The sequence below is a fragment of the Desulfuromonas soudanensis genome, assembly GCF_001278055.1.
GTDB lineage: Bacteria > Desulfobacterota > Desulfuromonadia > Desulfuromonadales > WTL > Deferrimonas > Deferrimonas soudanensis.
Window position 1 is genome coordinate 1,097,959 of the sequence record NZ_CP010802.1, and the last position, 14,277, is coordinate 1,112,235.

Consider the following 14,277-nt stretch of genomic DNA (forward strand, 5'->3'; position numbering starts at 1 on the left):
ATCCCCCAAGTCTGCTAAACTGTCTTAGTTTTACCTGACCCGTCACTTTCACTCCACCGGAGGCCGTCCCCATGACCCTGAAAAGCACCCGCACCGAAAAAAACATCCTCACCGCCTTCTGCGGCGAGAGCCAGGCCCGCAATCGCTACACCTACTTTGCCGCCCAGGCGCGCAAGGAGGGTTATGTGCAGATGGCCGACATTTTCGAAGAGACGGCCAACCAGGAGCGCGAGCATGCCAAGCGCCTCTACAAGCTCCTCGAAGGAGGGGAGGTCGAAGTCACCGCCACCTTCCCTGCCGGGGTGATCGGCACCACCGCCGAAAACCTCAGGGAAGGGGCCGCCGGGGAGCGCTACGAGCACACGGAGATGTATCCCGGCTTCGCCCGCATCGCCGCCGAAGAGGGGTTCGACTCCATCGCCGCCATCTTCACCGCCATCGCCGTCGCCGAAAAGCAGCACGAAAAGCGCTATCTCGATCTCCTGGCCAACATCGACAACAACCGCGTCTTCACCCGCGCCGAACCGGTCGTCTGGCGCTGCCGCAACTGCGGCTACATTCATGAGGGGAACTCCGCCTCGACCAACTGTCCGGCCTGCGCCCACCCCCAGGCCCACTTCGAACTCCTCGGCGAAAACTACTGACCGAACCTCCCCCTCTATCTCAAGGAGAAACTCATGGCCAAACAGCTGGAAATCTACAAGTGCGACGTCTGCGGCAACATCGTCGAAGTGCTCCACAGCGGCGCCGCCCCCCTCGTCTGCTGCGGCAAGAACATGACCCTCCAGAGCGAAAACACCGTCGACGCCGCCAAGGAGAAACACGTCCCGGTCATCGAGAAGGGGAAGGGGACCATCACCGTCACGGTCGGGTCCGTCCCCCACCCCATGGAAGAGAAGCACTACATCGAGTGGATCGAGATCCTCGCCGACGGCAAGGCCTACCGGCAGTTCCTCACCCCCGGCGCCAAGCCCGAGGCGGTCTTCAACCTCAGTGCCGACCAGGTCGTCGCCCGCGAGTACTGCAACCTCCACGGCCAGTGGAAGGCCGAAGGGTGATGCGCAATTCGGGTCGATAAGAAGCAAAAAGGCACCCCCGCGGGGGTGCCTTTTTGCATTTCTTCTGCGATGTCGGTATGATCCTTCCCGCTCCCGCGATCAACCACACCTCGCCCCCATTGGAAGGAAACAAGCCATGGTCTCCGTCTCGCCTCCGTTCCGCCGTCTTCTTCTGGCGGTCGTTGTCGCCCTGCTCACCGTCCCGACCCTGTCGTCCTGCGTCGGGGCCCGTCCCTCCCACTCGGTCGACCTTGTCCCCTTTACCAGCGACGGCTGCAGCCTCTTTCCCGACGGGACCTTTGCCGACCGGGACAGATGGTGCGACTGCTGCCAGACCCATGATATCGCCTACTGGCAGGGGGGGAGCGCCGACGACCGGGTCCGGGCGGATGAAGCCCTCCGCAGCTGCGTCCAGGAGCGCACCGGCGACGCCGACCTGGCGGAAACCATGTACCTCGGCGTGCGGGTCGGCGGCCATCCGGCCTTCCCCACCTGGTATCGCTGGGGGTACGGCTGGCCCTACGGCCGCGGCTACGAGCCCCTGTCGAAGAGGGAGAAACGACAGGTCGAAAAACAGCTTTCAGCCTACGCCAAAGGGCATCCGCAGGGGTATTGCGTGGAGAGAAACGGGGAACCCTGAGGGGCCGAGGCGGCGTCGTTAAAAGGAACGCTCCCAGCGCATGCCGATGAAATCGGGTCCGATCACCGGGGCCAGGTAGGTCGCGTTTTCCGGCGTGACGGTGAGCATGGCGATGCCATATCCCAGAATGCCGCTGGCAATGACGTCGCGCCAGTGATGCTTGTTTTCGTCCACGCGAACGTAGGCGACGTAGGCGGCCGCCATGTAGGCCGGGGTCCCCCACTTCCAGCCGTAGCGCTCGCCGAGGAAGGCGGCGCCGGACATGACGAAGGCCTCGTGGCCGGAGGGGAATCCGTAGCTGTGGCCATTGGGCCGCTCCCCCAGGTAGGTCTCGTTGAAGCCGAGGCGCAGAGCCGAGATAAAGACCTGGTTGACGACGGTGTTGCGCAGCCACTGTTTCTGCCCCAGGGTGTCGTCGGTGAAATAGGCGACGGCAATGCCGGTGAGGGGAATGACGGCCGTCAGGACGTCCGCCGCCAGGATGTCATTGTCCAGGGCCAAGGCCGGGGCCGCGTGCAGACTGAGAGCCGCGACGATCAGGGTGACGAGCAGGTAGCGGGTCATGAAAATTTTCATCGATGAAATGTCCTCCGGGGTTAAGGACCCCCCTCGCTTCTGGGGCGCCAGTCGACGGCGCCGAAGCGGGTTTGTCCGAGAAAGGTGTAACCGAGGCTGACGGCCGCCACGGTCTGGGTGGTGTCGGGGAGGCTCTCATACTGCGCATCCCGTCGCGAGACCGTATATCTGACCGTCAGGCCGTGGAGGTTGTAGACGCGCACGGTGAGGGTGGCGACGCCGCGGAGGATATTCTCCGATCCTTCGCTTTCCGCCGAGGCCAGACCGCTGACGTAGTAGTCGCGCACTTCCAGGTCGAGGGAGGCGCGATCGGCGAAGATGAGGCGGGAGGCCACCAGGGCGTTCGGGGTGATGCCGTTGTGGTAGTCGCGCTCGCCGATTCCGTCGATGGTGCCGGCCGAACCGTAGCCGACTCCCGCGAGGGCCGTCCCCTGCAACGCCACTTTTTCCGCAAGCCACCATTGGGCGGTCGTCCCGAGGGCCAGCGCCGAGGTGGAGATGCGGAAAACCTGCGGCGCAATGTAGTCGTAGGTGCCGTAAAGGCCCCACACCCCGCGGTAGTTGTCGCCGGCTGTGTAGTCTGTTCCGTAGAGGAGGCCGCGGCTCATGATGTTCTCGAAGATGTTGCTGCTGGCGGCGGTGAACTGAAAATCGAAATAGTCGAAGGGGCGGGAATAGGTGTAGCCGGGCTTCCCCGGCAGCCCGTAGCCGATGGTGAAGTCGGCGATCGCCTCCCCTTTCTCGTAGCTCTGGGGAACCGCTGTTTCGGCCCCGTTCGGATTCCTGTTCACGTTCGAATGGACGGTCGCGTTCAGGTTTACGCCGAGCTGCAGCCGGGTGAAGACTGCCGGGTTGTTGCTGCGAAAGACGCCGTCGAAGCGCTTGCCGTAGGCGGCGCGGTTGAAACCGGTGGCCGGCGAGAGGGCGGCTGCGCCGAGTTCGCGCCAGATTCCCGGCTTCCCCTGGCCGCTTTCAAGGAGAAGGCTGGCCATGCGGAACAACGGCTCGCCGAGGATCGAGCCGCCGTAACCGGTGGTGAATTCATCGTTAATGGACGGAGTCGTCGTCTCGCCGGCCAGCTCCCAGAGGAGGCTGCCGCCGGCGCTGTAGCCGAGGGAGGTCCAGTAGCCGAGGCCCGCCGAGCGGGCAAAGCCGAAGTACATCGACCCCGCGTAGGGATGCCCGAACTGGTTGATGGCAAAGGGGTCGCTGTCATACACCCACCCCCCGGTCAGGTTCTCCTTGAAGGATGAATAGTCCGAATCGAAATCTCCGCTGTCGAAGTAATACCGGTCGAACTGATTGAGCAGGAAAACGAAGCCGAGAATATCCACCGCCGGCACGAAGTAGCTCTTGCCGTCCCCTTCCCCCCAATGCAGCACCGGCTTCGGCTTTTCATCGGCAAAGGCCGTCGGCGCCTTCTTTTGCTCTCGGGTTTCGAGCGCCGGGTCCTCAGCCAGGGCCGCCCCCGGAATCAGCAGGGCCAGCACCAGAAGCGTACCAACGACGGTGCGGTAATTCGTCTTTCTAACCCGCGTTGGGTTCATTGCACATCCTTTAGTGTCTGGGAAATCGCAGTCCGGCGGCCTCCCGGTCTGCGAAGTGAATAGATTCTTTGCCCTGGAAGAAAAAGGCGTTCTTCCGGTCCACGGGGTGAGATGAGCAAGGAACCTGCCAATTGCCTGCCGCAGGCTCGGAAAATTGGTTTCCTGTCGAATAACGCTGCATTGGGTGGCAGAGAGGACTGGCAGCGGATGCTTGAATAAGGCGCTCCCCCTCCACATATGACGGAATCCTCGGCATTTGGTGGGATTACTGAAGGAAGGTGCGCTTCAAGCCTGCCGGTCCAGGGGACTGCGCACGCCGATCCCCGGCTTGTTGAGAACATGGGTGTAGATCATCGTCGTCGAAACGTCCGAGTGGCCGAGGAGCTCCTGCACCGTGCGGATGTCGTACCCCCCTTCGAGGAGGTGGGTGGCGAAGGAGTGGCGCAGGGTGTGGGGGGTGACGCGCTTGGTCAACTTCGCGTTGCATGCGGCTTCCCTGATCGCACGCTGGAGGGCCGATTCATCAAAGTGATGCCGGCGGATTTCACCCGATTCCGGGTCGACGCTTATTCGTGATGCCGGGAACACATACTGCCAGCGCCAGTCCGTTGCCGCACCGGGGTATTTCTTGGCCAGGGCTGTCGGCAGCCAGACTTTGCCGTAGCCCCGGTCAAGGTCTCCGGAATGAATCCGTCGGGCTTCGGCTATTTGCTGGTGGAGCGGCTCGCGGCAGGCCTCGGGGAGCAAGGCGACACGATCCTTGCGCCCTTTGCCATCGCGAACCAGAATCTGGCCGAGAGCGAAATCGACGTCCTTGATGCGCAGCCGGGCAACCTCCATCAGGCGCAGCCCTGAGCCGTAAAGCAGGTTAGACATCAGTAAAAAGGGCGGGTTCAACGCGCCAAGCAAGGCACTGACCTCTCCGCGACTCAGAACCACCGGAACCTTGATCGGTTTTCTGGCCCGGGAAAAATCGGAAAAATCCCCCAGCGGCCGTTCGAATGCTTCCTGAAAGAGAAAGACCAGGGCGTTGAGCGCCTGCTTCTGGGTGTTGACCGCGACATTGTGCGTCTCGGCCAGGTAGGTCAAATAGGCTTTAACGGAAAGCGCGTCCAGTTCTGCGATGTTGCGGTGCGGGAAAAAAGCCAGAAAACGCGTGGCCCAGTCGACGTAGGTGGCAACGGTCCGTTTGGCATACTGGCGCCCGATCAAGGTGCTTCGCAGATGTTTAAGCGTGGTTTGATGGGATTCAGACAGCTTTGCCGGTGCCCCACGGTGTGGTTCAGGGGTGCCAGTCTGCCGGACTGGCTGTTTGTTCGTGGCCCATGATATTTTCAAAAGGTCGTGGAAGAGGTGCCACAAAGCAGAGCGAGCCTGGCTGTACTGCCAATCCTTGAGGGAGGGGTTGTCGCGCAGGTTGGTCAAAAAGGCGGTGACATGCTGTGGCTGACATTCGGTGATCGGGTGCGGTTGCATGAACTGGATGAACTGCAGGCACCAGGATATGTAAAAGTGGTGATATTTTGCGTTGACGTTTACGCTGGCAAGAAAATGGGCATAGGTTTTCCAGAATACAGCGTCAAATTGATGATTTGAACCGTCCAGCATGAGCCCCCCCTCAAAATTGTTGATATCTGCCTTAGAAACTGCTAAACAACAACATACTGAATTTTTTGGAATTTTCAACCGATAGCGCGGTAACCGTCATACCCGATATGGCGGTAACCGTCCATTCCCTGTTGAGCGCCTTAACAAGGGTTCGTCTTCGTCCAACCTGCTAAAATTATTCATATATTCTTAAAAGCACAGAACGAAATTGCTAGAATTTAAGATTCATGATAATTAACGAAGCTGAATCGTTCGACGTCGTATAACAAGTTAATACGGCCTCGAACGATTCAGCTTCGTGGTTACATGAAAAAATCAATTTTAAGCATCATTACCAAAATCACTAATAAAAACAAATGAATTGAGCTATTCCAGGCGATCTGAACTGCTAGGGGCGCCCAACCCATAAGGATTGACACGACCTGAAAGGTCGTCTCAATCCATTGTTCATGAAGCCCGGCAATTGGGCACGGATCTTTGAGATAAGGGTATTGGTTTTTTGGTCAGGGGTGGGGTGTGGCTCGTGGCGGGGACGAACGGGTGTTGAAAGCGGGGGATGGGACGATCAATGGTCCTTTTTCGGCGATCCTCTCGGGCCCATGGCCTTTCCCAACGGGTTCAATGCAGTAGAATCGGGCCATTTTGCTGGGTTTTGGGCAAACCTCACCCGGCCCGTTCCGGGAGTACGACCCGTCGGGCTACTGCCACCCTCATTGGTATATGGCTGCGGATCTCCGTTCCGGCTTATCCCGATGGCACCTCTGCGGCAAGTCGGCGTCTGTGGGGCAGGATCGAGTAGCGGTAGACGAGTTCGTGCCCGCAGTGCCGGCAGACGATCTGCGGCGGTGGCTCCGGCTCCACCTCCGGGGTGGTGAGCTCGAAGCCGAAGGCCATCTCGATTCTTGCACGCACCTCCTCCAGAGGCACCTTGGAGCCGGGGCTGAGGAAACCGTAGTAACGCACCTTCATGAAACCTGTGGGGAGCACGTGCTGGAGGAAACGCCGGAGGAACTCCAGGGCGTCGAGCGCCAGGGTGCGCAGGCGATTGCTGCCAGTCTTTCTGTAGTGGAGGAAGACTTTGCCATCCTCGACCTTGACGATGCGGCTGTTGGAGATCGCCACCCGAAAGACGTAGGGGGTGAGGTACTTGATGGAGGCCTCGGCACTCCCGACGGCCTGGGAGTTGACGTTCCAGTCGGTGGCCCAGACCTCGGCCGGGATTTCGGACAGCAGCTCCGCCTTGGCCATCCGGTCACGGAACTTGGCCCGGACGATCTTTGACAATGCCTGAACCGGCAGGTAGAAATTGACTGCCGAGGGATGCCACTGGCCGCTTTGACTCGCCAGCATCCCTCCCGGGACCACATAGTGGATATGCGGATGGTACTGCAACTGGCGTCCCCAGGTGTGCAGCACGCCGAAGAAGCCCGGAGTGTCGCCGCCGGTAAAGCGAGGATCGGTGCAAAGCGCCTTGATCGCTTCCGAAGACGCCGCGAACAGTGCCGCGTAGCCGATGCGCTGGTGGCTGCGGAGAAACCCTCGGAGCTCCTGCGGCACGGTGAAGGTCAGCATGAAGTGGTGCCCCGGCAACTGTCGCCGCAGTTGCTTGTCCAACCACTGGCGGCTCTTGTGATTCTGGCATCCCGGGCAATGGCGGTTGCCGCAGCCGCGATGCACCAGGTGAAGCTGATTGCAGTCCTGGCAGTGGTAGACCACCGAACCGTTGACCTCTGTGCGGCAGTTGATGATGGCGTCGATTACCTTTCTGTGTTCGGCGGGCATGGAGTCGCCGAAGCGGCGCAGATACTCGGGAGCAAAGGTGCGGAAGATCTCATTGATGCGGCTCATCGCAGATCCTCCATCAGGGCGTTGATCAGCTGAGAGGCATCCTCATTCCCTTTCTGGGTCAGGTGCAGATAGATCATGGTCGTCTCGATGGAAGCGTGGCCCAGATAGCGCTGGATGACCCGCAGGTTCACCCCCTCTTCGAGGAGGTGGGTGGCGTAGGAGTGACGCAGGGTGTGAATCCTCACGTTCTTTTTGTGGATGCCCGCCTCCCGCACGGCGTTTTTCATGGCCCCCTGAACGCTGCTGATCGCCATGGGGTACTGAGCCTTTGCCGCGTTCTTGCCATTGCGCCCCAACGCCGGAAAGAGCAGGCGCGGATGCCGGTGAGTCTTCCAGTAAGAACGCAGCATCGGCAGCACTTTCGATGGCAGCGGCACGAAGCGGTCCCTGGACCCCTTTCCGCGATGGACGTGGAGCATCATTCGGTCGCTGTCGATATCCGAAATCTCCAGGTACAGCGCCTCCTGCAGACGCAGACCGCAGGCATAGGCGGTGGAGAGGTAGGCGCGGTTGTGGAAGGTGTAGACGCAGGACAGCACCCGGCGCACCTCCTCCCGACTTAAGACCGTCGGCAGCCGGAACTCCTTCTGGGCGCCCAGGTAGTCGAAGGTCCGCCAGTCGCGCTCCAGCACATGGGCGAAGAAAAAGCGGATTCCGGCATGGCAGATCCGCATGGTGTTCGGCGACCACTCGTCGACGATACGGCGGTGCAGAAAGTAATCCTGCAGCTCCGTCTCCGAGATCAGCTCCGGGGACTTGTCGAAGAACTCCACCAGCTTGCGCACGGACCGGGTGTAGGCCTGCTGGGTGCGTTCCCCCTTGCCGGCCAGTTGCAGAGCGCGCATTGATTTTTCGTACCAGTCGGTCATCACGTTTCTCCTTCCCACAGTTGAAGTTTCGCCGCCAGATACGGCTTGTGGATAGGAAAAGCAGATGATCGGCTGGTACGGAAGCTTTTTTTGGGGGCGATGGGGAAGTAGGGTGTGAAGGCTGGAATGTAAGATGTTGATTTTAGGAACTTCTGCCGCGAAGCGGCTTACTTGAACAAGCGGTTGAAGCGGACGAAATACTTGCCGTGCGATCCGAAAACGCTTCTCTGCATGACTGAACGGCAGGGGAAGAAAGAAATGACCCTGCTGTCTTAAGCATTCTATTGTGGTGAGTCCCATACCGGCGCATCGTCGCCGCTTAACCGGAATCGTTAGGCTTTTAAAAAATATGACCATAAGCAATAAAGAAATTAGATTCTTACAAGAGCGCAGGAAATTAAATCGATACGGCTATATTGCGCTCAGCATATGTGCCGTTGGTTTCATTTGTGGTGCTTTGTACTTGGTCATAAAAACACCGAATTTAATAAATCCATTCGCTTTTATGGAAAGCTTCTCTAATGGCAAAGTTGAAAATTCGACCGTGATACTAATGGCCGCGTTGCTTCCACTAATGACCCTAACTTTGTTCGTAACCATTCTTGCAATGCTTTTGATATCACTGGTGGTTATCAGGAATGAGAGAAAGCTATTGCTAATTGTTGATTCATTACAAAAAATGCCTAACCAGAGCATGAAGGCGGACGAAAAATAGCTGGGTTGTTCTCGAATGCATCCTACTCATTAATCCGGCGCGTCGTCGCCGCTTATGCGTAACCTGTTAGATACGAACAATACTTTTAATTTTCCACACTTTGGAAGTCCTGCGGAACCGCTTGATGGCCTGCCTCTCGCTGTGGGCAAAAACTCGCTCAGTGCTGTTGTGTGTCAATGGTCTTTGAAAATTCCCCCTTTTCGGTCATCGAAAATTCCCCCCTCGGGTTATTCTCTTGCCGCCTGTTTGGACAGGAGGCCGGCTTTGAGTTTCTCTTTTAGCCGGTAGCTCTCACCTTTGATGCTGATCGAAATGGCATGATGAAGCACCCGGTCTAGAATGGCGCTGGCGATGACCTGATCGCCGAAGATTTCGCCCCAATTCGAGTAGGGCTGGTTTGAGGTCATGATCATGGCCCCCTTCTCATAGCGGCGGGATATGAGCTGGAAGAAGAGATTGGCGCCCAGCCGATCAATAGGGATGTAGCCGATCTCGTCGATGATCAGCAGTTTGGGCTGGCAGTATTGCTTGAGTTTGTCCTCCAGCCGGTTTTCATTGTGTGCACGGGCAAGACTGGCGATCAGAGCCTGGGCTCCGATAAAGAGCGTTCGGTAACCGCGGCGAATAGCCTCAATCCCCAAGCCAACGGCCAAATGGGTTTTACCTACCCCGGGTGGCCCCAGCAGCAGGATGTTCTCGCCGTTGGCCACCCAGCGGCAGCAGGACAGTTCCTTGATGCGCTTGGCGTCGATGGACGGTTGATAGGCGAATTCGAAGGATTCCAGTGTCTTGACGAAGGGAAAACGCGCCATGCGCGTGCCCATCTCGGTGCGTTTATCCTGCTTGGATGCCAATTCCGCATCGATCAGTTGCCGCAGGAACTCGTCATAGCCCCACTGCTGCTTGGCGGCATCCTGCAGATAACCATCAATCTGATCGGAGAGACGCTGCAGCTTCAGTTGTTTTAAGCCATCGGAGAGGTCTGTTATCTGTGTCATCGTCACCTCCCTAAAGCCCGGCAACTTGGTCATAGATTGCCAAGTCCCGGATCATCACGTCGTCACCGGGCCACTGCGGATCAAAACGCGGCGGATGGGGAGCCGGGCGCTCGCAGGGGTTGCGAAACAGGCCTTGCAAGTGTGCCGGGTCGATACACCGTTGTCCGGAGCCTGCGAGCTTGGAATGACAAGCAATCGGCTCCCCCCGGAAGAGAAGCAGCACCTCGCTGCCGCGCACCTGGACTTCAACGGTTTCGCCGACATACCTCCAGGGAACCGAGTAGCGGTTGCCGCTGAAGTTCACCAGAACATCGGGAGGAACCACTCGGGTGACGACCGTCTCCAGGCGGTAGGGTGGCACGGCGCTGATTTCCACCAGACTTTCATGGGCGAAGCGGTCGATCGGTCTCTCGCCGTCTCGGGGGACGCTGCTTGTTATTTTTCTATTCTCGGGGGACGCTGCTTGTTATTTTTCTATTGATTCATTTTGTCCAACTGGTACATTCCCACCATGCCACGTTTAGCCAGACTTGACATTGCCGGACTTCTCCAGCACGTAATCGTTCGCGGAATTGAGCGTCGCGATATCTTTATTGACGATATCGATCGGCAGAATTTTGTGGATCGTGTCGCCACTTTGCTCCCCGAAACTGGCGTTCGTTGTTACGCTTGGGCTATTTTATCCAATCATTTTCACATGTTGTTGATGCCGACTGCGACACCGCTTGCCTCTTTCATGCGCCGGCTTCTGACCGGATATGCGGTCTCCTTCAATCGGCGCCACAAACGCTGCGGGCACCTTTTCCAGAACCGCTATAAGTCCATTGTCTGCGAAGAGGAGCCTTATCTGCTGGAACTGATCAGATACATTCACCTCAATCCACTGCGGGCAGGGATGGTGGCGAGTCTTGAAGAGTTGGATCATTACCGTTGGTCCGGTCACGCGGTCCTGATGGATAACCGCAGTTTTTCCGGGCAGGAAACCAACTCGATTCTGTCTCGGGGGACGCTGCTTGTTATTTTTCTATTCTCGGGGGACGCTGCTTGTTATTTTTCTATTGATTCATTTTGTCCAACTGGTACATTCCCACCATGCCACGTTTAGCCAGACTTGACATTGCCGGACTTCTCCAGCACGTAATCGTTCGCGGAATTGAGCGTCGCGATATCTTTATTGACGATATCGATCGGCAGAATTTTGTGGATCGTGTCGCCACTTTGCTCCCCGAAACTGGCGTTCGTTGTTACGCTTGGGCTATTTTATCCAATCATTTTCACATGTTGTTGATGCCGACTGCGACACCGCTTGCCTCTTTCATGCGCCGGCTTCTGACCGGATATGCGGTCTCCTTCAATCGGCGCCACAAACGCTGCGGGCACCTTTTCCAGAACCGCTATAAGTCCATTGTCTGCGAAGAGGAGCCTTATCTGCTGGAACTGATCAGATACATTCACCTCAATCCACTGCGGGCAGGGATGGTGGCGAGTCTTGAAGAGTTGTCTCGGGGGACGCTGCTTGTTATTTTTCTATTGATTCATTTTGTCCAACTGGTACATTCCCACCATGCCACGTTTAGCCAGACTTGACATTGCCGGACTTCTCCAGCACGTAATCGTTCGCGGAATTGAGCGTCGCGATATCTTTATTGACGATATCGATCGGCAGAATTTTGTGGATCGTGTCGCCACTTTGCTCCCCGAAACTGGCGTTCGTTGTTACGCTTGGGCTATTTTATCCAATCATTTTCACATGTTGTTGATGCCGACTGCGACACCGCTTGCCTCTTTCATGCGCCGGCTTCTGACCGGATATGCGGTCTCCTTCAATCGGCGCCACAAACGCTGCGGGCACCTTTTCCAGAACCGCTATAAGTCCATTGTCTGCGAAGAGGAGCCTTATCTGCTGGAACTGATCAGATACATTCACCTCAATCCACTGCGGGCAGGGATGGTGGCGAGTCTTGAAGAGTTGGATCATTACCGTTGGTCCGGTCACGCGGTCCTGATGGATAACCGCAGTTTTTCCGGGCAGGAAACCAACTCGATTCTGTCTCGGGGGACGCTGCTTGTTATTTTTCTATTCTCGGGGGACGCTGCTTGTTATTTTTCTATTGATTCATTTTGTCCAACTGGTACATTCCCACCATGCCACGTTTAGCCAGACTTGACATTGCCGGACTTCTCCAGCACGTAATCGTTCGCGGAATTGAGCGTCGCGATATCTTTATTGACGATATCGATCGGCAGAATTTTGTGGATCGTGTCGCCACTTTGCTCCCCGAAACTGGCGTTCGTTGTTACGCTTGGGCTATTTTATCCAATCATTTTCACATGTTGTTGATGCCGACTGCGACACCGCTTGCCTCTTTCATGCGCCGGCTTCTGACCGGATATGCGGTCTCCTTCAATCGGCGCCACAAACGCTGCGGGCACCTTTTCCAGAACCGCTATAAGTCCATTGTCTGCGAAGAGGAGCCTTATCTGCTGGAACTGATCAGATACATTCACCTCAATCCACTGCGGGCAGGGATGGTGGCGAGTCTTGAAGAGTTGGATCATTACCGTTGGTCCGGTCACGCGGTCCTGATGGATAACCGCAGTTTTTCCGGGCAGGAAACCAACTCGATTCTGGAACGCTTCGGCAATACGCTTTCCACTGCGCAACAATACTATCGACAATTTGTATCGGAGGGGATTAAGAAAGGTCAGTGTGAGGAGTTGGTCGGCGGGGGATTGAAGCGAAGCCAGACAGAGCGTAAGAATAACGAATGCGAAAGTTTCGATGAAAGGATATTGGGAGGCGGCGATTTCGTCGACGAGCTGAAACAGCATGTCGAACTGCAGACGAAAATGCAAAGCACCGTCACCCTTGCCCGTTTGCTTGAAGTCGTTTCAAGCCTATGGGGCCTTGATCCCGAGGCTGTGAGAAGACCGAGCAAAACCAGGGCTCCGGCGGCGGCGCGGGGAATTATCTGTCATCTTGCGATATTTGAATGTGGTTATCGGGGGAAGGAAGTCGGCAGGTTTCTGCACCTTGGCTCCTCGGGTGTCAGTCTTGCGGCAAAGCGGGGGGAGAAGATATTGAGGGCCGATCCAGCAATGTTAAAGCAGATAATGGTAGAAATAGCAAAATAGCAAGCAGCGTCCCTCGACCAGCAAGGTGCTGATGGTCTGCGACCGTCTCGGGTTGATCGGCAAGGAGATGTTCGCCATCGACGGCTGCAAGCTCCCGTCGAACGCCTCCAAGGAGTGGAGCGGCACCAAAGCCGACTTGCAAAAGAAGAGCGAGAAGATCGAGCGGGCCGTCGGGTACATGCTCAAAAAGCACCGGGAAGAAGACAAAAAGGGCGCCCGGGATGAGTCGATGCGCCAGCGCGAGGAGAAGCAGATCGCCACCCTTCGCAAGGCCAGCCACAAGATCCAGAAGTTTCTGAACGAGAACGAAGACCGCCAGGGAATCTCGGGCAAGGTCGTGCAGAGCAACATCACCGACAACGCCAGCGCCAAGATGAAGACCAGTCACGGCGTGCTTCAGGGGTATAACGGCGTCGCCGCCGTTGACGGCAAGCACCAGGTGGTCGTGGCCGCCGAAGCCTACGGACAGGGGCAGGAACACGGCCTGCTGGAGCCGATGCTCGAGAAGGTGCGGGACAACCTCAGCCAGGGCGGGGACAGTGACGTCCTGGACGGAGCCAAGGTCCTGGCCGACAGCGGCTACCACAGCACGAAGACCCTGGAGCATCTCGAGGCGCAAGGGATCGACGCCTATATCGCCGACAATGCTTTCCGCGCCCGCGACCCTCGGTTTCAGACCGCCGCTCGCCACAAGGCCAACGAACCGGTCAAGCCGAAAGCCCCGAAACAGCGCTTTTCCGTCGAGGATTTCGCGGTCGACCTTGACGACCAGACCTGCACCTGTCCCGCCGGAAAGACGCTGTGGCTCAAGTGCGAGAAGGCAAAAATAGGTCAGCACGTTTTCATGCAGTTCATGGGGCGCCAGGCCGACTGCGACAACTGTCCCCTGCGGGCGCAGTGCCTGCGCTCGGTGAAGCAGAAGGGCGCTCGGCAGGTCAATGTACTGCTGGAAACTCTGCCCAAAGACAAAACCAAGGTCGGACCCATCCAACGGATGAAGGAGAAAATCGACACCGCCCTGGGCCGCCACACCTACAGCATGCGCCTGGGGATCGTCGAACCGGTCTTCGGCAATATCCGCGAGACCCTTGGACTGCGACGCTTCTCATTACGCGGGAAAGAGAAGGTCGACGGTCAGTGGAAGCTGATGACGATGTTGCACAACATCTTCAAGATTCATAGATACGGATGGGCGGTTTAGGGGAGGAAAAAGGCAGAAAAAGGGCACTGGGATGACTGAAAATGGCTTTGTTCCGGGGCAAAGTTGACAGAATGACGAACCG

The 14,277-nt window shown here is 57.4% G+C and carries 14 protein-coding genes and 2 pseudogenes; 9 read left to right on the forward strand and 7 right to left on the reverse strand.

Going from position 1 to position 14,277, the window contains the following annotated elements:
* The first annotated feature begins 71 nt into the window (after window positions 1-71).
* From rbr to DSOUD_RS04845, 3 genes are all read left to right on the forward strand, one after another.
* Window positions 72-644, forward strand: a complete 573-nt coding sequence (rbr, locus tag DSOUD_RS04835; protein ID WP_053549946.1) for a rubrerythrin — start codon at window positions 72-74, stop codon at window positions 642-644.
* A 33-nt stretch (window positions 645-677) separates the two neighbouring features.
* The gene (locus DSOUD_RS04840) at window positions 678-1,058 is read left to right on the forward strand and encodes a desulfoferrodoxin (protein WP_053549947.1); all 381 of its coding nucleotides are present in this window, start codon (window positions 678-680) and stop codon (window positions 1,056-1,058) included.
* Between the two features lie 136 nt (window positions 1,059-1,194).
* Window positions 1,195-1,698, forward strand: a complete 504-nt coding sequence (locus DSOUD_RS04845) for a hypothetical protein (protein WP_198300367.1) — start codon at window positions 1,195-1,197, stop codon at window positions 1,696-1,698.
* An 18-nt stretch (window positions 1,699-1,716) separates the two neighbouring features.
* Here DSOUD_RS04845 and DSOUD_RS04850 read toward each other — a convergent pair whose 3' ends face one another.
* The 3 genes from DSOUD_RS04850 to DSOUD_RS04860 all read right to left on the reverse strand — a co-directional run bounded on the left by DSOUD_RS04850 (window position 1,717) and on the right by DSOUD_RS04860 (window position 5,282).
* Window positions 1,717-2,274, reverse strand: a complete 558-nt coding sequence (locus DSOUD_RS04850; protein ID WP_082351073.1) for a phosphatase PAP2 family protein — start codon at window positions 2,272-2,274, stop codon at window positions 1,717-1,719.
* A gap of 20 nt (window positions 2,275-2,294) precedes the next feature.
* Window positions 2,295-3,821, reverse strand: coding sequence for a DUF3943 domain-containing protein (locus tag DSOUD_RS04855; RefSeq protein WP_053549948.1), 1,527 nt, complete (start codon window positions 3,819-3,821; stop codon window positions 2,295-2,297).
* Window positions 3,822-4,106: 285 nt separating this feature from the next.
* Window positions 4,107-5,282 (reverse strand): integron integrase, encoded by a 1,176-nt coding sequence (locus DSOUD_RS04860; RefSeq protein WP_423739491.1) that lies wholly within the window; start codon window positions 5,280-5,282, stop codon window positions 4,107-4,109.
* Here DSOUD_RS04860 and DSOUD_RS18805 point away from each other — a divergent pair.
* On the forward strand, window positions 5,166-5,417 hold the full coding sequence (locus tag DSOUD_RS18805) for a hypothetical protein (RefSeq protein ID WP_232426497.1): 252 nt from the start codon (window positions 5,166-5,168) through the stop codon (window positions 5,415-5,417). The genes DSOUD_RS04860 and DSOUD_RS18805 overlap by 117 nt on opposite strands.
* 756 nt (window positions 5,418-6,173) lie before the next feature.
* On the opposite strand, the gene DSOUD_RS04865 is transcribed toward DSOUD_RS18805, so the two are convergent.
* The 4 genes from DSOUD_RS04865 to DSOUD_RS18345 all read right to left on the reverse strand — a co-directional run bounded on the left by DSOUD_RS04865 (window position 6,174) and on the right by DSOUD_RS18345 (window position 10,235).
* Window positions 6,174-7,277, reverse strand: a complete 1,104-nt coding sequence (locus DSOUD_RS04865; protein WP_053549608.1) for an IS91 family transposase — start codon at window positions 7,275-7,277, stop codon at window positions 6,174-6,176.
* Window positions 7,274-8,146, reverse strand: a complete 873-nt coding sequence (locus DSOUD_RS04870; RefSeq protein ID WP_232426489.1) for a site-specific integrase — start codon at window positions 8,144-8,146, stop codon at window positions 7,274-7,276. Before DSOUD_RS04870 ends, DSOUD_RS04865 begins: the two co-directional genes overlap by 4 nt.
* A 942-nt stretch (window positions 8,147-9,088) precedes the next feature.
* The gene (gene istB / locus DSOUD_RS04880; RefSeq protein ID WP_423739492.1) at window positions 9,089-9,850 is read right to left on the reverse strand and encodes an IS21-like element helper ATPase IstB; all 762 of its coding nucleotides are present in this window, start codon (window positions 9,848-9,850) and stop codon (window positions 9,089-9,091) included.
* Between the two features lie 19 nt (window positions 9,851-9,869).
* A complete protein-coding gene (locus tag DSOUD_RS18345) occupies window positions 9,870-10,235 on the reverse strand; it encodes a Mu transposase domain-containing protein (RefSeq protein WP_157671769.1) in 366 nt (121 codons plus the stop codon).
* Between the two features lie 111 nt (window positions 10,236-10,346).
* On the opposite strand from DSOUD_RS18345, the gene DSOUD_RS17720 reads away from it, so the two are divergent.
* The 5 genes and pseudogenes from DSOUD_RS17720 to DSOUD_RS04910 form a co-directional block, all read left to right on the forward strand.
* On the forward strand, window positions 10,347-10,964 hold the full coding sequence (locus DSOUD_RS17720) for a transposase (protein WP_232426498.1): 618 nt from the start codon (window positions 10,347-10,349) through the stop codon (window positions 10,962-10,964).
* Window positions 10,952-11,362: pseudogene (locus DSOUD_RS04895) on the forward strand (transposase); the annotation flags it as partial. The gene DSOUD_RS17720 and the pseudogene DSOUD_RS04895, both read left to right, overlap by 13 nt.
* A gap of 61 nt (window positions 11,363-11,423) precedes the next feature.
* Window positions 11,424-12,017 carry a transposase gene (locus DSOUD_RS04900; protein WP_232426499.1) on the forward strand — a complete coding sequence of 198 codons (594 nt, stop codon included), beginning with the start codon at window positions 11,424-11,426 and terminating at the stop codon, window positions 12,015-12,017.
* Window positions 12,005-12,994, forward strand: a complete 990-nt coding sequence (locus DSOUD_RS04905) for a transposase (RefSeq protein WP_053549954.1) — start codon at window positions 12,005-12,007, stop codon at window positions 12,992-12,994. The genes DSOUD_RS04900 and DSOUD_RS04905 overlap by 13 nt, the downstream gene beginning before the upstream one ends.
* Window positions 12,995-13,016: 22 nt before the next feature.
* A pseudogene (locus tag DSOUD_RS04910) lies at window positions 13,017-14,195 on the forward strand (transposase); the annotation flags it as partial.
* Window positions 14,196-14,277 lie beyond the last annotated feature (82 nt).

Bases quoted from the DNA above. Each gene is read 5' to 3' on its own strand.
- rbr (WP_053549946.1), top strand. From the start codon at position 72: ATGACCCTGAAAAGCACCCGCACCGAAAAAAACATCCTCACCGCCTTC.
- DSOUD_RS04845 (WP_198300367.1), top strand. From the start codon at position 1,195: ATGGTCTCCGTCTCGCCTCCGTTCCGCCGTCTTCTTCTGGCGGTCGTT.
- DSOUD_RS04870 (WP_232426489.1), bottom strand. From the start codon at position 8,146: ATGACCGACTGGTACGAAAAATCAATGCGCGCTCTGCAACTGGCCGGC.
- DSOUD_RS04905 (WP_053549954.1), top strand. From the start codon at position 12,005: ATGCCACGTTTAGCCAGACTTGACATTGCCGGACTTCTCCAGCACGTA.
- DSOUD_RS04900 (WP_232426499.1), top strand. From the start codon at position 11,424: ATGCCACGTTTAGCCAGACTTGACATTGCCGGACTTCTCCAGCACGTA.
- DSOUD_RS04865 (WP_053549608.1), bottom strand. From the start codon at position 7,277: ATGAGCCGCATCAATGAGATCTTCCGCACCTTTGCTCCCGAGTATCTG.
- DSOUD_RS04855 (WP_053549948.1), bottom strand. From the start codon at position 3,821: ATGAACCCAACGCGGGTTAGAAAGACGAATTACCGCACCGTCGTTGGT.
- DSOUD_RS04850 (WP_082351073.1), bottom strand. From the start codon at position 2,274: ATGAAAATTTTCATGACCCGCTACCTGCTCGTCACCCTGATCGTCGCG.
- DSOUD_RS04840 (WP_053549947.1), top strand. From the start codon at position 678: ATGGCCAAACAGCTGGAAATCTACAAGTGCGACGTCTGCGGCAACATC.